This window comes from Neisseria mucosa, from assembly GCF_003044445.1.
Taxonomy (GTDB): domain Bacteria; phylum Pseudomonadota; class Gammaproteobacteria; order Burkholderiales; family Neisseriaceae; genus Neisseria; species Neisseria mucosa_A.
In genome coordinates this window covers 20963-41000 of sequence record NZ_POWX01000005.1, presented here as the reverse complement: position 1 = coordinate 41000, position 20038 = coordinate 20963, and the positions used below count along the sequence as shown (strand labels likewise).

At 47.8% G+C, this 20038-nt stretch carries 19 protein-coding genes and 4 tRNA genes; 9 read left to right on the top strand and 14 right to left on the bottom strand.

Translation table 11 applies throughout. From position 1 onward, the window contains the following. Nucleotides 1–11 precede the first annotated feature (11 nt). A complete protein-coding gene (gene rfbA / locus DBY90_RS04235; RefSeq protein ID WP_003743708.1) occupies nt 12–878 on the top strand; it encodes a glucose-1-phosphate thymidylyltransferase RfbA in 867 nt (288 codons plus the stop codon). 152 nt (nt 879–1030) lie between these two features. Here the strand turns inward: rfbA and folD are convergent, their stop codons facing one another. Continuing rightward, complete coding sequence (folD, locus tag DBY90_RS04230; protein WP_070493387.1) at nt 1031–1882, bottom strand: bifunctional methylenetetrahydrofolate dehydrogenase/methenyltetrahydrofolate cyclohydrolase FolD; 852 nt, start codon at nt 1880–1882, stop codon at nt 1031–1033. Between the two features lie 241 nt (nt 1883–2123). Here folD and DBY90_RS04225 point away from each other — a divergent pair. The 3 genes from DBY90_RS04225 to DBY90_RS04215 all read left to right on the top strand — a co-directional run bounded on the left by DBY90_RS04225 (nt 2124) and on the right by DBY90_RS04215 (nt 2397). Continuing rightward, nucleotides 2124–2201, top strand: a tRNA-Pro gene (locus tag DBY90_RS04225). A 27-nt stretch (nt 2202–2228) separates the two neighbouring features. After that, a tRNA-Arg gene (locus DBY90_RS04220) sits at nt 2229–2305 on the top strand. A gap of 16 nt (nt 2306–2321) precedes the next feature. After that, nucleotides 2322–2397 (top strand) — tRNA-His (locus tag DBY90_RS04215). Nucleotides 2398–2607: 210 nt separating this feature from the next. On the opposite strand, the gene DBY90_RS04210 is transcribed toward DBY90_RS04215, so the two are convergent. Continuing rightward, nucleotides 2608–2856: a GlsB/YeaQ/YmgE family stress response membrane protein gene (locus tag DBY90_RS04210; RefSeq protein WP_003743713.1), complete on the bottom strand. Its 249-nt coding sequence runs from the start codon at nt 2854–2856 to the stop codon at nt 2608–2610. Between the two features lie 202 nt (nt 2857–3058). Here DBY90_RS04210 and DBY90_RS04205 point away from each other — a divergent pair, with 202 nt between their 5' ends. Both DBY90_RS04205 and DBY90_RS04200 read left to right on the top strand, forming a co-directional pair. Next, nucleotides 3059–3592 carry an isochorismatase family protein gene (locus tag DBY90_RS04205; protein WP_003743714.1) on the top strand — a complete coding sequence of 178 codons (534 nt, stop codon included), beginning with the start codon at nt 3059–3061 and terminating at the stop codon, nt 3590–3592. A gap of 18 nt (nt 3593–3610) precedes the next feature. Beyond that, the gene (locus DBY90_RS04200) at nt 3611–4102 is read left to right on the top strand and encodes a GNAT family N-acetyltransferase (protein ID WP_070493383.1); all 492 of its coding nucleotides are present in this window, start codon (nt 3611–3613) and stop codon (nt 4100–4102) included. An 83-nt stretch (nt 4103–4185) separates the two neighbouring features. Here the strand turns inward: DBY90_RS04200 and DBY90_RS04195 are convergent, their stop codons facing one another. From DBY90_RS04195 to dapD, 3 genes are all read right to left on the bottom strand, one after another. Beyond that, nucleotides 4186–4602 (bottom strand): ClpXP protease specificity-enhancing factor, encoded by a 417-nt coding sequence (locus tag DBY90_RS04195; RefSeq protein WP_107986577.1) that lies wholly within the window; start codon nt 4600–4602, stop codon nt 4186–4188. Nucleotides 4603–4621: 19 nt separating this feature from the next. Further along, complete coding sequence (locus DBY90_RS04190; protein ID WP_016686519.1) at nt 4622–5227, bottom strand: glutathione S-transferase N-terminal domain-containing protein; 606 nt, start codon at nt 5225–5227, stop codon at nt 4622–4624. Between the two features lie 325 nt (nt 5228–5552). Continuing rightward, entirely contained in the window at nt 5553–6374 is an 822-nt protein-coding gene (dapD, locus tag DBY90_RS04185) for a 2,3,4,5-tetrahydropyridine-2,6-dicarboxylate N-succinyltransferase (RefSeq protein ID WP_036491649.1), read from the bottom strand. A 259-nt stretch (nt 6375–6633) separates the two neighbouring features. Here dapD and glnE point away from each other — a divergent pair, with 259 nt between their 5' ends. Continuing rightward, nucleotides 6634–9324: a bifunctional [glutamate--ammonia ligase]-adenylyl-L-tyrosine phosphorylase/[glutamate--ammonia-ligase] adenylyltransferase gene (gene glnE / locus DBY90_RS04180; protein WP_107986575.1), complete on the top strand. Its 2691-nt coding sequence runs from the start codon at nt 6634–6636 to the stop codon at nt 9322–9324. Nucleotides 9325–9769: 445 nt separating this feature from the next. Here the strand turns inward: glnE and DBY90_RS04175 are convergent, their stop codons facing one another. After that, nucleotides 9770–10651, bottom strand: a complete 882-nt coding sequence (locus DBY90_RS04175) for a lysophospholipid acyltransferase family protein (protein ID WP_107986573.1) — start codon at nt 10649–10651, stop codon at nt 9770–9772. Between the two features lie 564 nt (nt 10652–11215). Between DBY90_RS04175 and DBY90_RS04170 the strand changes: the two genes are divergently transcribed. Together DBY90_RS04170 and xth are read left to right on the top strand one after the other, a co-directional pair. Continuing rightward, a complete protein-coding gene (locus DBY90_RS04170; RefSeq protein WP_107986571.1) occupies nt 11216–11497 on the top strand; it encodes an ArsR/SmtB family transcription factor in 282 nt (93 codons plus the stop codon). A gap of 189 nt (nt 11498–11686) precedes the next feature. Beyond that, complete coding sequence (gene xth, locus DBY90_RS04165) at nt 11687–12457, top strand: exodeoxyribonuclease III (protein ID WP_070493371.1); 771 nt, start codon at nt 11687–11689, stop codon at nt 12455–12457. A 316-nt stretch (nt 12458–12773) separates the two neighbouring features. Here the strand turns inward: xth and prmC are convergent, their stop codons facing one another. The 8 genes from prmC to rlmD all read right to left on the bottom strand — a co-directional run bounded on the left by prmC (nt 12774) and on the right by rlmD (nt 20011). Beyond that, complete coding sequence (gene prmC, locus DBY90_RS04150) at nt 12774–13601, bottom strand: peptide chain release factor N(5)-glutamine methyltransferase (protein ID WP_070493511.1); 828 nt, start codon at nt 13599–13601, stop codon at nt 12774–12776. Between the two features lie 550 nt (nt 13602–14151). Continuing rightward, nucleotides 14152–14227: transfer RNA gene (locus DBY90_RS04145), tRNA-Asn, on the bottom strand. 96 nt (nt 14228–14323) lie between these two features. After that, nucleotides 14324–14683: a roadblock/LC7 domain-containing protein gene (locus tag DBY90_RS04140; RefSeq protein ID WP_003743735.1), complete on the bottom strand. Its 360-nt coding sequence runs from the start codon at nt 14681–14683 to the stop codon at nt 14324–14326. 39 nt (nt 14684–14722) lie between these two features. After that, nucleotides 14723–15364 carry a peptidase M23 gene (locus DBY90_RS04135; protein WP_070493368.1) on the bottom strand — a complete coding sequence of 214 codons (642 nt, stop codon included), beginning with the start codon at nt 15362–15364 and terminating at the stop codon, nt 14723–14725. A 5-nt stretch (nt 15365–15369) separates the two neighbouring features. Next, nucleotides 15370–15906 carry a GTP-binding protein gene (locus DBY90_RS04130; RefSeq protein WP_003743737.1) on the bottom strand — a complete coding sequence of 179 codons (537 nt, stop codon included), beginning with the start codon at nt 15904–15906 and terminating at the stop codon, nt 15370–15372. A gap of 12 nt (nt 15907–15918) precedes the next feature. After that, nucleotides 15919–17013 (bottom strand): response regulator, encoded by a 1095-nt coding sequence (locus tag DBY90_RS04125; protein ID WP_070493365.1) that lies wholly within the window; start codon nt 17011–17013, stop codon nt 15919–15921. Nucleotides 17014–17037: 24 nt separating this feature from the next. Continuing rightward, nucleotides 17038–18489: a tetratricopeptide repeat protein gene (locus DBY90_RS04120; RefSeq protein WP_070865221.1), complete on the bottom strand. Its 1452-nt coding sequence runs from the start codon at nt 18487–18489 to the stop codon at nt 17038–17040. Between the two features lie 145 nt (nt 18490–18634). Next, the gene (rlmD, locus tag DBY90_RS04115; protein ID WP_070493362.1) at nt 18635–20011 is read right to left on the bottom strand and encodes a 23S rRNA (uracil(1939)-C(5))-methyltransferase RlmD; all 1377 of its coding nucleotides are present in this window, start codon (nt 20009–20011) and stop codon (nt 18635–18637) included. Between the last annotated feature and the right edge of the window lie 27 nt (nt 20012–20038).

Genomic DNA, 20038 nt, shown 5'->3' with positions numbered 1-20038 from the left:
GGAGAAAACCCATGAAAGGCATCATCCTTGCCGGCGGCAGCGGCACACGCCTCTACCCCATCACGCGCGGTGTGTCCAAGCAGCTTCTGCCCGTGTACGACAAACCCATGATTTACTATCCCCTGTCCGTATTGATGCTGGCAGGAATACGTGAAATCTTGGTCATCACCACCCCCGAAGACAATCCCTCTTTCAGACGACTGCTGGGTGACGGCAGCGATTTCGGCATCTCCATCAGCTATGCCGAGCAGCCCAGCCCTGACGGCTTGGCACAAGCATTCATCATCGGCGAAGAATTTATCGGCAACGACAACGTCTGTTTGGTTTTGGGCGACAATATTTTCTACGGCCAATCGTTCACCCAAACCCTGAAACAAGCTGCCTCCAAACAACACGGTGCCACCGTGTTCGGCTACCAAGTCAAAGACCCTGAACGTTTCGGCGTCGTTGAATTTGACGAAAACTTCAACGCCTTATCCATCGAAGAAAAACCGAAGCAGCCCAAATCCGACTGGGCGGTAACAGGCTTATATTTCTACGACAACCGCGTCGTAGAATTTGCCAAACAAGTCAAACCCTCCGCACGCGGCGAACTCGAAATCAGCACACTCAACCAAATGTATCTTGACGATGGTTCATTGTCCGTCCAGCTTTTGGGACGCGGCTTTGCATGGTTGGACACCGGTACGCACGAAAGCCTGCACGAAGCCGCTTCATTCGTCCAAACCGTGCAAAACATCCAAGACCTGCAAGTTGCCTGCCTCGAAGAAATCGCTTGGCGTAACGGCTGGCTTTCAGACGAGCGTTTGGAAGAACTCGCCCGCCCGATGGCAAAAAACCAATACGGTCAATATCTGCTGCACCTGTTGAAAAAATAAAAAAAGGTCGTCTGAAATCGTAAGGGGCAATCATGTACCGACTGATTTCAGACGACCTTTACCACGACATCAAAAAGCCAAGCCGGAACACGCGGGACACCGTATCCCTCCCGGGTATTCCGGCTCGGCTTTTCTATAACAATTTATATCATTCAGTCATGCAGTGTAGCCGCGTGCAAGGTATTTTCCAAAAGCGTCGCAATCGTCATCGGGCCGACGCCGCCGGGAACAGGGGTAATCATGCCGGCCCGTTCTTTTGCCACATCAATCTCCACATCACCGCACAAACTGCCATCTTCCAAACGGTTGATACCGACATCAATCACAACCGCACCGGGCTTAATCCAACTGCCTTTAACAAAATTCGGGATACCCACGCCGACGACCAAAATATCCGCCGCAGCCACTTCATCAGCAAGATTCTGCGTCGCGCTGTGGCATACCGTTACCGTCGCGCGTGCCAACAATAGTTCCAAAGCCTGGGGTCTGCCTACAATATTTGAAGCGCCGACAACAACCGCCTTTTTCCCTTTTGGATCGACCCCGTATTCTTCCAAAAGCGTCATTACGCCTTTGGGCGTACATGGCCGCATCAGCGGCATTTTCACTACCAGCCGTCCTATATTGTAAGGATGGAAGCCGTCCACATCCTTATGTGGAACAATATTTTCCAGAACGGCCTGACTGTCGATATGTGCCGGCAACGGAAGCTGCACCAAAATACCGTCCACAGCATCATCTTCATTTAATCGCCCGACCAAATCCAACAACTCTTCTTGGGAAGTCGATTCGGGCAGCTCATAAGACAAAGAACGGATACCGCATTTTTCGCAAGCCAGCTTTTTATTGCGGACATATACCGCACTGGCAGGATCATTACCCACCAAAATGACCGCCAAACAAGGTTCGCGCAAACCATCTTCCTGACGCTTTACCACCGCTTCGGCAACTTTTGCCAGTCTTTTGAACGACACCTCTTTACCGTTGATTAATTGTGCAGCCATAAACCTTCCTTCCCAATCAAAATGAAACAATATCGGCAATTATCGCATTTTTAAACCGGTTTGACACATCCCGTAAAACCACATTCCTGCACATTCAAACCCCTATTCCCATTCCATTTCCTGGCATACCCATAAAAATAAATCTTAATGAAAAATAAAAAGATAGGACAAGAAATAAAAACAAACTTAAAAATACAGTTGACCTTTTACAAACCTATGTGTATAGTTTCATTCTTCAAGTCGGGGCGTAGCGCAGCCCGGTTAGCGCATCTGCTTTGGGAGCAGAGGGTCGTGAGTTCGAATCCCACCGCCCCGACCAATAATGCTTTAGCACGAATCGGCATGAGCGCCCGTAGCTCAACCGGATAGAGCACCGACCTTCTAAGTCGGGGGTTACAGGTTCGATTCCTGTCGGGCGTGCCAAAATTTTAGTTTTACGGTGGCTGTAGCTCAGTTGGTAGAGCCCTGGATTGTGATTCCAGTTGTCGTGGGTTCGAGCCCCATCAGCCACCCCAAAATAAAAGACCTGCATAAAATATGCAGGTCTTTTACTTTTTATATTGTTCCATTATCTATACCCCTATTTTTCTTTCAAATATACAAAGTTCAAACCCAAAAGCCCAAGCTGCCGTTCCCGCTTGTACGGGAAATAACAACATGGGCTTTTCCATTTCAATCCTAAATACAGACCGATATTCCGGCCTGCTTTAATCATCTATATCAGATTAGCGGTTTTTCAAAAACCGTGTATAAACCGCCAAAATGATTACGGCAAAAATGGTTGAGGCAATCCATCCGGCAGGTTCACCCACGTGATACCAACCTAATTTTTGCCCCACAAATCCTGCCAACGCAGACCCGCCAATACCCAACAGAGTCGTCATAATGAATCCGAAATTTTCCTTACCCGGATGCAGGAATTTTGCCAAAGCACCAACGATGAAACCGATAATAATCGTAACGATCCATCCCATAGTATTACCTCCGTGTGATATGTAAGTTGTTTTAATTGGCTCTTCTTATAAGAGCCTTTGTATAATACAGAACAGTTTGACCGACCGTCTTACCTTTCCCACTTGTTTTTCTTAAAATAAACAGACTTTAAGTACTTTTACCGTTTTGATGCAGCATATACACAAACAACCTCTTCCCAAAGTCGTCTGAAAGGAAATCCAAATGAACACGGAAAATACGCTTTGCCTGATTGTCGATATTCAAGAACGCCTGCTGCCCGCATTGCACGGCAGTGAACAAATGGTCGAACATTGCCGCATCCTGCTGCAAGGCTTGTCGGCTCTAAACATACCGTTTGCAGCAACGGAACAATATCCGAAGGGTTTGGGTAAAACGGTTCCCGCCATATCCCTGCTTTTGCACAATACGCCGATATTCGAAAAAACCCGTTTTTCTGCCGCATCACCCGAAGTCATGGCCATTCTGAAAGAGAAACAAATCGAAAACATCATCTTAATCGGTGCGGAAGCGCACATCTGTATGCTTCAGACGACCTTGGACTTGCTCAAGCACAATATCCGCGTCCACATTCCTTACGAATGTACCACCTCCAGAAACCCGCTTAACAAAGACAATGCCTTGCAGCAGATGCTTACTGCCGGAGCTGCCGTATCCAACGTTGAGAGTCTATTATTCAACCTGATGGGTGATGCGAAACATCCTGCCTTTAAAACCATTTCCAAACTCATCCAATAGTCGGCAGGTCGTCTGAAAATGGAATACACGATTACTCTGGCGAAAACAGAAGACCTGCCCGACATTGTCGAAATCTACAACAGTACGATTGAAGCGCGCCAATCCACCGCCGATTTATCGCCCGTCAGCATCGAAACCCGCAAGCCTTGGTTTGAAGCACATTCCGGCAAACGCCCGCTTTATGTCTTGAAAAACCATAGCGGCGAATTGCTGGCATGGGGCAGCTTCAGCGATTATTATCCGCGCCACGCGTATCATATCAGCGCGGAAATCAGTATTTATGTCCGACACAATATGCGCGGGGTCGGCGTCGGTAAAATCCTGCTGCGCAATATGCTGGAGCGTGCACCCTCCTTGGGTATTAAAAACGTTTTGGCCGTGATTTTCGGACACAACCACCCCAGCCTGCATCTTTTTCACTCGTTCGGTTTTCAAGAATGGGGCAGATTGCCCGCAGTGTGCGATTTGGAAACAGCGGATGTGGTCATCTTGGGCAAACGGATAACGTAATCCTCCCCAAAGAACCCAACCTGAAAGATCATGCGTATCAGTAAAAAGGTCGTCTGAAATCTACTTTCAGACGACCTTTCGTTTTATTTGACGAACTTCAATACCTTGCCCGACTTGGCAGGCTCGCCGTCACTCGGCTTATCTGCCGCCGGCTCCTGCTGCGCCTCATTACCGGAAGCATCTGCTTCGTAAGGCTCGACTTCGAACCCCATCCCCTCCCCGCTTTCTCGGGAGAAGATACTGATAACATGGCCGACGGGAATCCAAATATCGTGCGCCACCCCGCCGAAACGGGCGGAAAAGCTGATCCAATCGTTATCGATATTCAGATTATGGCTGGCGGTCGGGCCGATATTCAGTACGATTTCATTGTCGCGGACATATTGCATAGGTACGCGGGTATGTTCGTTAACCCAAACGACCAGATGCGGCGTTTGGCCATTGTCCGTACACCATTCATATAAGGCACGAAGCAGATAGGGTTTGGTCGAAGTCGTCATGGTATCTCCTTTCGGAAGCTTATCGGCGCATGGCTTTCTCGGCGGGCGTCAGCGCTTCGATGAAAGCCTCGCGTTGGAAAATGCGCTCGGCGTATTTCAACAAAGGTGCGGCGGATTTGCCGAGTTTGATGTCGTAATGATCAAGCCGCCACAACAAGGGAGACAGCGCTACGTCAATCATAGAAAAATCTTCGCCGAGGATGTATTTGCTCTTCGCAAAAGCAGGAGCCAGCATTGTCAGCCCGTTACCGATGGCTTCGCGCGCTTTGGCCTGTTCTTTGTTGGTCGCGTTGGGGTTTTCCAAAACATGGACGAAGTTGAACAATTCTTTTTCCATGCGGAACAATACCAAACGCCCGCGTCCGCGCATCACGGGATCGCCGGGCATCAGTTGCGGATGCGGGAAACGTTCGTCGATATACTCGTTGATGATGTTGGACTCGTGCAAGATGAGGTCGCGTTCAACCAAAACAGGTACTTGATTGTACGGATTCATGACGGCAAGGTCTTCGGGTTTGTTGAAAATATCGACATCTTTGATTTCAAAATCCATGCCTTTTTCGTACAACACGAAACGGCAGCGTTGGCTGAACGGGCAGGTAATGCCTGAATATAAGGTCATCATGGTAATTGGGCTCCTGTATCCGGTTTCAGACGGCCTGCGTCTGATACGACCGTTAAACAAATTAATCGCAAAATTATACGCGATTGCATACAACAATTCTAGAAAAACAGGATAATATATTGTTTTAAATTATATTTTTCTACTTCTCCATTTCAAGCCATACAACGCAATATCGCCACATACCGTAAACAAAGAGGTCGTCTGAAAACCCGGAATCCGGTTTTCAGACGACCTCTTTCCATTCAAACAAGGGGAAACCGTTTGCCTGAAGCACATTTATGTTTTGCGCTGTTTCAGACGACCTCTCCCCTTTTTTGTTCTCCGATTAAATACCGCGCAGCAATTCGTTGACGCTGGTTTTGGCGCGGGTTTGCGCGTCCACGCGTTTGACGATGACGGCGCAGTAGAGGCTGTGGCTGCCGTCTTTCGAAGGCATGCTGCCGGACACGACAACCGAGCCTGCCGGTACGCGGCCTTGATAGATTTCGCCGGTGGTGCGGTCGAAGATTTTGGTGGATTGTCCGATGAACACGCCCATAGAAATCACGCTGCCTTCTTCGACAATCACGCCTTCGACGATTTCAGAACGCGCGCCGATGAAGCAGTTGTCTTCAATGATGGTCGGGCTGGCTTGCAGGGGTTCGAGTACGCCGCCGATACCGACGCCGCCGCTCAAGTGGACGTTTTTACCGATTTGCGCGCAAGAGCCGACAGTCGCCCAAGTATCGACCATCGCGCCTTCGTCAACGTATGCGCCGATGTTGACATAAGACGGCATCAATACGACGTTTTTAGCAACAAAGCTGCCGCGGCGCGCAACGGCACCGGGTACGGCGCGGAAACCGGCGGCGCGGAACTCGTCTTCAGACCAATCGGCAAACTTGGTAGGCACTTTGTCGAAGTATTTGTTCACGCCGTCGTTGAGGACTTCGTTGTCTTGGATGCGGAACGACAGCAACACGGCTTTTTTCGCCCATTCGTTGACTTTCCATTCGCCCACGCCCAAACGTTCGGCAACGCGCAGTTTGCCTGAATCGAGTTGGCGGATGGTTTCCAACACTGCTTCTTTAACTTCGGGGGTAACGGTGGTCGGGGTGATGTCCGCACGGTTTTCAAAGGCGGTTTCGATGATGTTTTGCAAAGACATGGGGATTCCTTTTGAAGAGGGTAAAAGGTCGTCTGAAAAATTCGGATGACCTGCAAACAAGCGGTATTTTGCCATGTAAACGCTTTGCCGTCAGCTTTTGCAAAGGTCGTCTGAAAGGTGTTTTGCTGTTTCAGATGACCTCCAAGATTGCTATGATATAGTGCCTTGACTTTAAACCAATACGGCATTGCCTCGCCTCGCCCTGATTTAAAGTTAATCCACTATCCCATTCCCGCCATCCTTCCAAACGGAATCCGAAATGTCCGACAACCGCCTCGACACCGCCCGCCGCCATTCCCTGTTCCTTGCCCGCCAGCTCGACAACGGCAAACTCAAGCCCGAAATTTTCCTGCCCATGCTGGACAAGGTGTTGACCGAAGCGGATTTCCAAGCCTTTGCCGACTGGGACAAAATCCGCGCGGAAGAAAACGAGGAAGAATTGGCGCGGCAGCTGCGCGAGTTGCGCCGTTATGTGGTGTCGCAGATTATCGTGCGCGATATAAACCGCATCAGCGATTTGAACGAAGTAACCCGCACGATTACGCTGTTTGCCGATTTTGCCGTCAATACCGCGCTGGATTTCGCCTACGCCTATTATCGGGACATGTACGGCACGCCGATCGGGCGCTATACGAAATCGCCGCAGCATTTGAGCGTGGTGGCGATGGGCAAGGCGGGCGGCTATGAATTGAACGTATCTTCCGACATCGATTTGATTTTCGTCTATCCCGAATCGGGCGACACCGACGGCAGGCGCGAACGCGGCAATCAGGAGTTTTTCACCAAAGTCGGGCAGAAACTGATTGCGTTGCTGAATGACATTACCGCCGACGGGCAGGTGTTCCGCGTCGATATGCGGCTGCGGCCGGACGGCGATTCCGGCGCGCTGGTATTGAGCGAAACCGCGCTGGAGCAATACCTGATTACGCAGGGGCGCGAATGGGAACGCTACGCATGGTGCAAAGGCCGCGTGGTTACACCGTATCCGAACGACATCAAATCGCTGGTGCGCCCTTTCGTATTCCGCAAATATCTTGATTACAGCGCGTATGAAGCGATGCGTAACCTGCACCGCCAAATCCGCAGCGAAGTCAGCAAAAAAGGCATGGCAGACAACATCAAACTCGGCGCAGGCGGCATCCGCGAAGTCGAATTCATCGCCCAGATTTTCCAGATGATACGCGGCGGACAAATGCGCGCGCTGCAACTGAAAGGCACGCAGGAAACGCTGAAGAAACTTGCCGAGTTGGGCATCATGCCGTCTGAAAACGTCGAAACCCTGCTTGCCGCCTACCGCTTCCTGCGCGACGTCGAACACCGCCTGCAATACTGGGACGACCAGCAAACCCAAACCCTGCCCGCCTCGCCCGAACAGCAGCAACTGCTCGCCGAAAGCATGGGTTTCGACAGCTACGCCGCCTTTTCAGACGACCTCAACGCCCACCGCGCCAAGGTCAATCAGTTGTTCAACGAAATTTTGAGCGAACCCGAAGAGCAAACACAGGACAACAGCGAATGGCAGTGGGCATGGCAGGAAAAGCCCGACGAAGAAGAGCGGCAAGGCCGTCTGAAAGAACACGGGTTCGATGCCGAAACCATCGCCGCAAGGCTCGACCAAATCCGGCACGGTCATAAATACCGCCATCTCTCCGCACACGCCCAGCCGCGTTTTGACGCGATTGTGCCGCTGTTCGTACAGGCGGCGGTCGAGCAACCCAATCCGACCGATACGCTGATGCGGCTGTTTGACTTCCTCGAAAACATCAGCCGCCGCTCCGCCTATCTCGCCTTTCTCAACGAGCATCCGCAGACCTTGGCGCAACTGGCGCAGATTATGAGCCAAAGCTCATGGGGGGCGGCGTATCTGAGCAAATATCCGATTCTGCTGGACGAACTCATCAGCGCGCAGCTTTTAGATACCGCGTTCGACTGGCAAGCCCTCGCCGCAGCCCTTTCAGACGACCTCAAAGCCTGCGGCGGCGACACCGAAGCGCAAATGGACACCCTGCGCCGCTTCCAGCACGCCCAAGTCTTCCGCCTCGCCGTCCAAGACCTCGCCGGACTGTGGACGGTAGAATCCCTCTCCGACCAACTCTCCGCCCTCGCCGACACCATCCTCGCCGCAGCCCTGCCGTGCGCGTGGGCGGACATGCCCAAAAAACACCGCGACACCCCGCAATTCGCCGTCGTCGGCTACGGCAAACTCGGCGGCAAAGAACTCGGCTACGCCTCCGACCTCGACCTCGTCTATCTCTACGACGACCCCCATCCCGACGCAGGCGACGCGTACAGCCGCCTCGCCCGCCGCCTGACCAACTGGCTTTCCGCCGCCACCGGCGCAGGCAGCCTCTACGAAACCGACCTGCGCCTGCGCCCCAACGGCGACGCCGGCTTCCTCGCCCACAGCATCGCCGCCTTCGAAAAATACCAGCGCGAAAACGCCTGGACGTGGGAACATCAGTCCCTCACCCGCGCCCGCTTCATCTGCGGCACACCCGAAATTCAGACGGCCTTCGACCGCATCCGCACCGAAATCCTCACCGCCGAACGCGACCAAACCGCCTTGGCAGGAGAAATCATCGAAATGCGCGAAAAAATGTTCCCCACCCATCCGCCGGTCGACAGCAACGTCAAATACGCACGCGGCGGCGTGGTCGACGTCGAATTTATCGTCCAATACCTCATCCTTGCCCATGCCCGAAAATATCCGCAACTCCTCGACAACTACGGCAACATCGCCCTCTTAAACATCGCCGCCGACTGCGGCCTCATCGACAAAACCCTCGCCGAACAAAGCCGCACCGCCTACCGCTTCTACCGCCAGCAGCAACACAACACCAAACTGCGCGACGCGGAAAAAACCGAAGTAACCGACGAATTGCTGTCCCATTACGGCAATGTCAGGAAATTGTGGCGGGAAGTGTTCGGCGAAGAAGCAAAGCTCGGATAAAGCAGGTATTACGAAGGGGAATTAAGTCATTAACCGCATAGCGTGAGTTCCACCTACGAATCACTGCAAACCCGTAGCGTGGGCTCTGCCCACGAACCACACCCCAAATTTCAGACGACCTCTTTTACCCATTATTCTCGTGGGCAAAGCCCACGCTACCATCCACACGGATAAGACAAAAGGTCGTCTGAAAACGCTTTTCAGACGACCTTATGTTTGAACCGGCTATTGTTTGTGAGGGGTGTAGCATCCATGACGTAGGTTCTACCTACGAAGATAATTGACGGACAGGTGTTTGAAATTTTGAGTAGCTCGCTGGCAAAACCCACGCTACGGTGTCTGCTGATGACACAAGCGCCGTAGCGTGGAATCCGTCCACAAAAATGATTAAAAAAGTCGTCTGAAAACTCAAACACCAGGTTTTCAGACGACCTTTCACATTTTTTCAACCATGCCCGGGAGACTCCGGCGCACCTGCGGGCTGTTTGTAGCGGTTGTACATAAACAGATACTGCGTCGGGAACCGGCGTATCCAATATTCCGTATTTTCATTGATTACCCGCGCATCGTGTTCTTTATCGCCGTTCAGTTCGCCGCGTAAGGGTTCGATGTGCAGGACAAACCCGCGTCCTTTCGGCAGGCGTTCTCCGCAGAAAAACAATGCCTTAACCCCTTTTACCTGCGCGAGCTTGCCTGCCAGCGTCATGGTAAAAGCCGGTTTACCGAAAAACTCTGCCCACACACCGTCTCCGCCTTCTTCTGGCGCAGGGACATGGTCGGGTAAAACGATGGTGGCTTCGCCCGCACGCAAGGCTTTGATGACCTGCTTAACGCCTTGAATACTGGTCGGCGCGGTTTTACCTTTACCGCGTACGCGCCCCGCCTGCATGACTTCATCCATCGCTTTGAGCTTCGGCGGTTTGTACATCGCCGTAAGCGGAAACGGAAGCTGTTGGCTGATATATCGTCCGGCAAGGTCGTAGCTGCCGATGTGCGGGGTAATAAACAACAATCCTTCGCCCGCATCCAACGCAGCCTGTACATGCTCCCAACCGCGTACTTCTACAAACAATTTTTCTATGCTCTCAGGTCGTCTGAAAAAAGCCACGGGCAATTCCAACCCGCCTTTGACGGTTTCGCGGAACACAGTCTTGACCGCCGCCTCATCGGGCTGCAAACCGGCCGTCCGCATATTGTCAAATACGCGTTCGCGATCCTCACGGCGCAGATAATAAACCACACCGCCCAACACGCCCGCCAATGCGTGCAACAGGCGCAGCGGCATGGCAGCGAAGAGTTTGAAAAAAAAGGTAATCAGAATATACATAAAGGTATACCAAAGAAAGGTGGTCGGATTGTATAGCCGAATACGCAGGCAGTCGATACCTCTTTGACTGCCTGCACGCCGTTTCCATCAAGATGCTCCTTCAAACTAAATAACAAAATTGATAGTAACTGTTGTAAAATTTTTACAGACTGAAAACGTACAGACGAGACTTTCCCTAAAACTTCGTTAATTTTCAAAACAGCTATCTGCTATCAATAAAAATATCGGAAAAACAGCTTTGCTTTTTATATTTATCTGTTTATAAATTATTTTTTAAATTTCAACCCAAATCTACACTTCTGCCTTTTCATTTCCCTATAAATTAAACCTTGTTTTTCATTTCTAAAAAATCGTCTTTTTTGCTCGTTTTAAAATACATTGGGATTTGATCAAACAACAATTATTTACGGCAAATTTAAACGCAAATGCTCTCTTTTGCGCCTGATTGATGTACACTTACGAACGTAAGCATTTGAAATTTATCAAAAATATAAGAAGAATCACAATCATCTTCTTTTTGTAATGCTTCTCAAATCAAACTACACGAACAGAAAGGCATACACCATGGAAACCAAACGTCTCTCTTCTCTTCTCAAACTCATCGCCAACCCCGAACGCATGACCATTTTGTTCATGTTGATGGACAGCGAACGCAGCATCGCTGAGTTATCCGAAGCACTCGGACAGCCTGCGACTGCTGTTTCCAACCATCTCGCGCGTTTGCGCTCCGAAGGTTTGATCGATTTCACCCGCTACCACCGCGTCATCGAATACCGACTGGTATCCGAAGAAGCCGCCGTCATTCTCAATACGCTGCGCCATTTGGAAAACCGTAAAGCCGCCTAAAGGCTGTTGAGCGTTGTTTTTTCAAACGGATTTTTGTTTCAAAACCGGCAGCCGCCAAAATCCCCTGATGTTACAATAACGTCCCGTTTACCCAACAAAGCGGTTTTGCATGAACCGCTTTTGTTTTGTCCTTATTTTGCCCGAAAAGCCCGAAACGCTTTTCAGACGACCCTCACACACGGAATCCGCATGAAAATCACCACTTGGAACGTCAATTCCCTCAACGTGCGCCTGCCACAGGTGCAAAACTGGCTTGCCGACCATCAGCCCGATGTCCTCGTTTTGCAAGAACTCAAGCTCGACCAAGACAAATTTCCCGCCGCCGCCCTGCAAATGATGGGCTGGCACAGCGTTTGGAGCGGACAAAAAACCTACAACGGCGTCGCCATCATCAGCCGCAGCGAACCGCAAGACGTACACGTCGGTCTGCCCGCCCTGCCCGACGACCCTCAACGCCGTGTCATCGCCGCAACCGTCAACGGCGTGCGCGTCATCAATGTCTATTGCGTCAACGGCGAAGCTCTCGACAGCCCGAAATTCCAATATAAAGAACAATGGTTTGCCGCATTGACCGAATTTGTCCGCGACGAAATGACACGCCACGAAAAACTGGTCTTGCTCGGCGACTTCAATATCGCGCCTGCCGATGCCGACTGCTACGACCCCGAAAAATGGCATGAAAAAATCCACTGCTCATCCATTGAGAGACAGTGGTTCAAAAATCTGTTGGATTTGGGCTTGACCGACAGCCTGCGCCAAATCCACCCCGAAGGCGCGTTTTACACTTGGTTTGACTATCGCGGCGCGATGTTCCAACGCAAACTCGGACTGCGCATCGACCATCAGCTTATCAGCCCCGCCCTGTCTGCCGTGTTGAAAGACGTTTATGTCGATTTGGATGCGCGCGCGCAAGAACGCCCGAGCGACCATGCGCCAGTCGTGGCTGAATTTGATTTGTAAGGCGTAATCTTTAAAAAAGGTCGTCTGAAAACCAAAAATTGGGTTTTCAGACGACTTGAGACCTTTGTAATAACATAGGTTACTAAAATTTTATGCTCAATCTCATTTTCAAAATGCAAAACTTTTCTGATTTTCCTACTTTTTTGCTCAATATTAGGAAGGTTTTAGGTAATTGAAAGTTTTTTGGCGCATTTTTATGCGTCAAATTTCGTTAACAGACTATTTTTGCAAAGGTCTCGACTTTTTTAAATTCCGGGCTGTATTGGCGTGTACGGGTTTGACGTTTGGTTTTTTATTATTCAAACCACCAAAACTCTTATTCAATATGTCGCCTGACGCCCAAAGTCAGCCTATCTAAACCGGCCAAATCCTGTCGGGTTTCAATCTCTGTAAAACCATTTTCCGACAAAATCTGCCGTACTGCCCCACCTTGGTTATATCCATGTTCCAACAGCAACCACCCGCCCTCTTTCAAAAATTCAGGCGCACGCTGTGCCAGCTCCCGAATACAGGTCAAGCCGTCGGCAAAATCGGTCAATGCCGTCTGAGGCTCAAAACGCAAATCTCCTTGGTTCAAATGGCTGTCATCTGCCTCAATATAAGGAGGGTTGGAAACAATAACATCAAAACGGTATTTGTCTTCAGACGAGGTTTTATCTGTATCGAACCATGATCCTGATGCAAACTCAACTGCTGCACCCAAATTTTCTGCGTTTCGACGGGCAACAACCAAAGCCTGCCTGCTAATATCAGACGCGCGTACTTCTGCGTCCTTCCGTTCCAATGCCACCGTAACGGCAACCGCCCCGCTACCGGTACCCAAATCCCAAACCCGTCCGTTTTTCGGAAGATGTTCGATAACCGCTTCAACCAAATGCTCGGTTTCCGGACGGGGAATCAAAACATCAGGGCAGACTTCAAACCAACGGCCATAAAACTCCCGACCACCCATGATATAAGCTATTGGCTCACCATTCAGACGACGCTCCACCAAACTATCCAGCCGAGCGAAAATATCTGCCGGAATCGCTTCTGCTCCCTGCGTTATTAATTGAACACGGCTGTAACCTCCCGCCTTTTGCAAAAGCATACGTGCCTCTATGCGCGGTAGTGGAGACTGCCGTATCCAATCATCTAATGTCATCATTCTTCCTTCATTCATTTCCATCTCATTATCCATCAGCTCTGCCTGCTAAAACATAAAATACTTCCAAGATTTCCTTGGATTTGCCGACATTTAATTTTCCAAGTAGCTTTTTTGCTCATCAAGCAACAGGATTAAGATGGGAAACATAACAATGCTGGAGGCTTTGTGAGGATTTCCCTATAGAAGATGTCGTTTGATGAAAAAACACAAAAACTATTGAAGGTCGTATCCCTTAATACCGCTTTAAAACTACTACACATTTATCCTATACCCTATATATTTTCTTGTATTTAATAAATGAACACATCTGATAAAAAGCAACCAGGTAAAAACAGTACAAGCATCATAATCAAACGCTAAACGTTCTTAAACCACCATTTCCCTTAAGTAAGCAAGGATTAGGCTGTGTATTCCTGATTGGAAAGTTTTCTATAAATAAGGATGCGTCGTATTTAAAACATCATAAAAGCTGAGAGGTCGTCTGAAATATTTCAGACGACCTCTCAGTGAATAAGGCAAAAGCCTGAAATAATCAGGCTTTTATATTTGGCTCCCCGACCTGGGCTCGAACCAGGGACCTGCGGATTAACAGTCCGTCGCTCTACCGACTGAGCTATCGGGGAAAGATTTCGAATTATAGAGAAAGAAGTAACTTACGTCAACACTATTTTAAAAAATACAATGGTGTAAGTTCCTAAAATACGGATAAATACCGGAATTTATAGAATTTCAGCAATATGCTTCGCAGCACGCTTGGCATCCAACAAAATCAAGCCCAGCTTACCGCTTTCTCTTGCCATCAAAGCCAAAACCGCGTTTTCTCCTGCCTGACTCAGCAAAATATAACCAGTCTTCCCTTTCACCATAACCTGATCAAGCTCACCGCAAGCCAACTCATGGACGGAGCGGTTACCCAATGCCAACAATGTTGCTGACATCGCACCAACACGGTCTGCATTTAAATGCGACGGCAACATGGTTGCAATAGGCAAACCGTCAGTAGAAATAACGGCTGAAGCAGTAATATCAGGAGAGGTATTATTCAAATCGCTTAATACAGAAATCAATAATTGTTGCATACATATTCCATTCTAAAATAATAATCGGTATATAGTGTGTTAACGGCTTCCATAGCGGTGGTATAAAACTTTGACCAAGGTTACAAATGCCTCCTTGTTCAAATCAGGCATACCGCCGATAACCAAAATCAACTTGGTATTACCGATATATAAAGGGAAGAAAGTCAACTCACTTTGTCCTGAAGGATCGCAAATACCCCATGCATTATTATTAATATGCAGATTATTACGGATTAATAGGCGATGGCTACTGTCCATCTTCGTTACTTCACTGGCCAAAAGCCCCAACTCTTCGGCAGCCTCGTGATGGAAATTCGCATTTGCAAAATACAATCCGTTCTCATCTGCCAATAATGCCTTACCTGAGCTTGAAAGTTGCTCCAATACAGAAGGCAATTGCTCGTCAGTAAGATGTATATCCTCATTACTGACATTTTCATCACCATACAGAAACTCAAGGCGTTGCAGGCGGTACAGTAAATTCAAAGCGGTATCAATATCACTGGTATCTGCCCATGCCAAAATTTTCTCACTGCTGATAACCTCTGTCGGACTTGCCTTCAGCAAGCTATATAACAAAGTGCGGCTGGCACTGGGAGTATCACTCGTCACCGCATAATATGCCCCTGCCGGTGTAACTTTAGGATATAAATTTGATTGTAAAGAAAGAGTCGATTCCATTTATTTTATACCTCTAAACCCGGGTCGATTGAGAACAACATTGCACTTACCAATTGTTTTACATCATCTTCTCTTCGAGCATCAATCTCAAATACCGGCACATTAAAATTATTTTGAGCCAAGTATTTCTGATAAACGTCAACGCTTGGCAGTGATCGAATATCCATCTTAGTAACACCGACAACTAGCGGGGCTTTTTTCAATAATTCACGAAAAGCCTCTAAGAAAAATTGCAGGTCTTTTAGTGGGTTAGTACGGGTATTATCCAAAAGCAGAACCAAACCCATACTACCTTGACTTAAAATTTCCCACATAAAATTAAAGCGTTCCTGCCCTGGTGTACCATAAAGGTGGACTTTCACCTCTTCATCCAAATGAATAACTCCATAATCCATTGCTACAGTAGTATAACCTTTTCGCACCAACGTCATATCGGAAGCTGATGCGTCCGTTTGTACAGGAGGTTCATCCGACAAAGCTGAAATAGCTGTTGTTTTACCCACTCCGACCGGACCGGTAAAGATAATCTTATTTTCCTTCATTACATGTCCTTCTTATCGTTTTCCCAATAACTTACGCATCAATCGTTGCAGCAGTCCGCGTGGTTGTTCTTGCGACGGCCCTGCAATTTTCTCGGCATCTTTTACCATCTGACTATCAGGCACATTGCTATTTACATCAACTTGTTCGGAAACATTGGTCTGATTGTGTGCGTATTCAGTGTCCGTTGCCAAGAAACCGGTTACAGAGGTAGCTGCAAGATAATTCAATATATCGGGCATCTCCAACGGCATAACCTTATAGAGAATATTCAGATTAACCGATGTTTTAGTCAGAAAGGCGGACAGCCTCATAGATTCAGGCACAGGAGCCAGCCTGGTCAGATTGGGCCAACGTTTCAATGTAAAAATAGTTTGAGGCGTCATCGGATAAATCAGACGACCTTGTGCGGTCCAAATCGCCATCTGCCACAGACAAGACATAATGGTAACTTTGGCTTTTTCCTTCCATTGAGGATTGTCAGGCACTACTTTGCATACCACAGAAAGATTGTCGTCTTTGCAAAGGCTCTCCAAATCATGTGCATTAACAGTCAACAAAACACGCTGAATACTTGGGAAAACTATCAATACCGGCTTACCTTCATGTAAAACAGCAATATCCTGATGGCCTTGACTAGCGAATTTCAATGCTCCCAACAATCCTTTATTCGGGTTAAACCGTTTGATTGTTGCTTTTCGCCCTCCTTCGGCACCACCATTACCCTGGGGATTTTGTTTTGCTGTCTCACTATCAGCAGGATTAAAAACATTGCCTCCTTGAGCTAAACTTCTCAATACAGGAAACAAGGTATCGAATTTGACCGGCTTAGAGAGATATGGCGTCTCCACAGAAGGTTCTTGTGAGGAAAACATCGCAACTGGAATATCGGAATATTCGATTTTCAACGTTTTCCAAGTCTCAATGCCGTCAGCCGTATCTGTATCTACCAGAACCAAATCCGGCTTTTCAACAGAATCCGTACCGATGATTTGATAATTCGTCGTATTGTGCATTTTGAAAGCCATACGGAATACAGCTTCCTGCTGCTCATTCATATCCCGAAGCATAACCCGTATGGTTTTAATTTTAGGTAACAGATTGTCCATAGATGGTACTCTCTAAATGTTATTTTATTTTTTTGAATATTGATTTACGCGTTGAAGCAAGCGGCTCATAGCCAAAATAACCTCTTCCGGCAAACTGACAACCCGTTCACGCAAGATACGTAAGAACTGTTCCAAACGTGCCCAGTCTTCAACTCTTTCGTAAAGATCAAACAACATGATATATAACTGAGACTCTTGCGGATATTGCAGTACAGCCTGCTCCAAAGTATCAACAGCCAAATCCAACTGACCATACATCAATAAGGACTCGACTTCTTTTAGAGCCTCATCAGCAGGTGATGAATTCATGCTGATAACGGACGAGTCTTTTTGTACCAAATCTCGGTATTTCGCTTTCATTTGCAAAGAAGTGGGCTGCAAATAACCTCTGGCCAAACCAATTTCTTTCACGCGATTCTCATTTGGTCCCTTTTCCAAATCATCAAAAACCTCATGGTAACCTAGACTATATCCCCAGCCGAGCATCCGTTCTTTCACTTGGCGGCCATATTGTCCGAGTGAGTGATAAAGCTTCCATAAATGTTGCGCGAACTGACCAATTTCTTCATTTTGGTAGTCCAACTTCAAAGCATCAATAATTAAGCTGGCAGGTTTTGGAGAGGTTTGAATAGCACGGTTGTATTGTTGTACTGCCGTTTTATAATCAACCTTATCCTTCAAAATTTTTGCACCATGCTCAGGCTTAACAAATCCAATGACTGCACCCATTTCCTCGGGTGTGATGTCATTAAATTCTTTTTTCCCTAACACAATTAAAGAACGTTTTGAAGCTTGAGAAGTTGGAGAAGTGTGCTGAACATCATCTGAAGAAGTTGAATCCGATTCTGAAGAATCTTCGATTCCTGAAGGTTCACCAATTCTGCGCTCAATTTCCTGCAAGCTCCATCCCAAACGCTCCTCAGCCAAAACACGCAGGCGCAAATGCGTCGGCTCAGTCATTAAACCAACCTTAACGTATTCAGCCAAACTCTCCTCGGACAAAACCAATCCGTGTTTTTCCAACGCATCAGCCAACATGTCGACATTGCCTACGCGGAGGCTCAACCCGATTAATTCATGAACCAGCTTTTCGGGAGCCCCATCGCCCAACCCGTTCAGATACCCTGCCAAAGACTCCGCAGCCTTGCTTTCATAACCGAACTGTTTGTACACCTGATATTCAGTCAGAGGATCGACTTCCTGAGCAGATACTGATGCCGTTGAACCCGAGGTCTCTCCACCACCCCATTCCCAATCCTGTTGTTCAGTATCAGAAACAGACTGATTGACCTGATCCATCCAATCCGGAGTAACAGCATCCTCATCTTTTTGATTTGGTTTGTTATGATGTATTGATGATTTGGCAACCTTAGTTGTTTTTTTATGTGTCGTTCCGCTTTGCTTGAAACGGACAAACAACAATACAACCAACAAAAGCGCCAACAATACGATTAAAAGTGAATAATCCAAGAACACCTCCCGTTACTGTGGAGCAGCAAACAAACTATATTTTATATTCATATCCGGCAACCATCAAAATTGCCGAATCATCTTATTTTCTGAGTGAATTATGATAACATGATTCAACCGATAATTACATAAAAAACCATTTTGCAAATACCTATATACCATTTTCCAAATCGAAGACACCTATAGATTCGACATGCGAAGTCTGTGCAAACATATTCATTACGCCTACAAATTTCAGCCTATAACCCTTATTTACCAATACTTCCGTATCTCTGGCAAAGGTTGCCGGATTGCAAGAAACATATACTATCTTTACCGGCAAATACGGAACATGTAGTGATTTGACAACAGCATAGGCACCACTTCTCGGGGGATCAAGCAACATCTTGTCGAATTGACCCCATGACGCTAACACAGTCTCATCTGTTTCAAACAAATCCGCTTCAGAGAAGGATACCCTATCGAAACAACCGTTAGCCGAAGCATTATTTCGGGCCCGCTCAACTAACGAACCCTCACCTTCGATTCCAACCACTTCAGCCCCGCTTTTTGCCATAGGGATACTGAAGTTTCCAAGCCCGCAAAACAAATCTGCAATACGCTCGTTTTTCTGAATGTCCAGAAGTTTCAAAGCCCTGCCAACCATCACTCCATTTAAACCTGCATTAATCTGGGTAAAATCCCCGGGTTTGTACGGCATTTCAACCTCAAACTCAGGCAAAGCATATCCCAAAGGCTGACAATCTTTTGGATAAAATGGCTGAGCCTCCTGTCTTCCGGCTTGCAGCCAAATCTGCCACTGCTTTTTCTCACAACCTAGTATCGTATCAAACCATTTTTCAAGTTGTCTCAATTTTTGACTAGGCGGTTTTTTTCTGGAACAAATGTTCAAAACCGTTAGTTTTTCACTATTGAAAAACTCAATAAATAGCAAATCCAAATCTATCAAACTTTGCAACATTTGCTTTATTTTTGGCAACTTCTCAGAAATATGAGCCGGCAACACCATGCATGAATCGACATCAATCACTTCATGGCTCTTTTTTGCCTTAAAACCGATTTTCAGACGACCACCCGCATCCTTTGAAATACTCAGTCTGGCACGATCCCGATAATGCCATGGCGTTCCATATATAGCAGGGAGAATCTGCTCAGGTCGAATTTTGCCGATGCGTTCCAACTGTTCTTCCATAATGCGCTGCTTAAATGCAATCTGGGCTGTCGGATCAATGTGCTGTATTGAGCAACCGCCACATGTATCAAAATGCCTACACTTTGGTTTAACTCGATTTTCCGAATATCGGATGATGTCAATTACCCGTGCTTCATCAAATTGTTTTTTCGAACGGATGATTTCAAACCGTACCCGTTCTCCTGGCATCGCTCCCTCAATAAACAATGCCTTACCATCAACGCGCGCAACACCTCTTCCTTCATAATCCAAAGAAAAAACATCTGCCTCACCATCATATCGCCTGTTATCTGTTAGCATCTTCATCAAGAAAATCCATTTTGCCCGACAGGGCATATTTCGTTTGCAAAAACGTGTATTTTC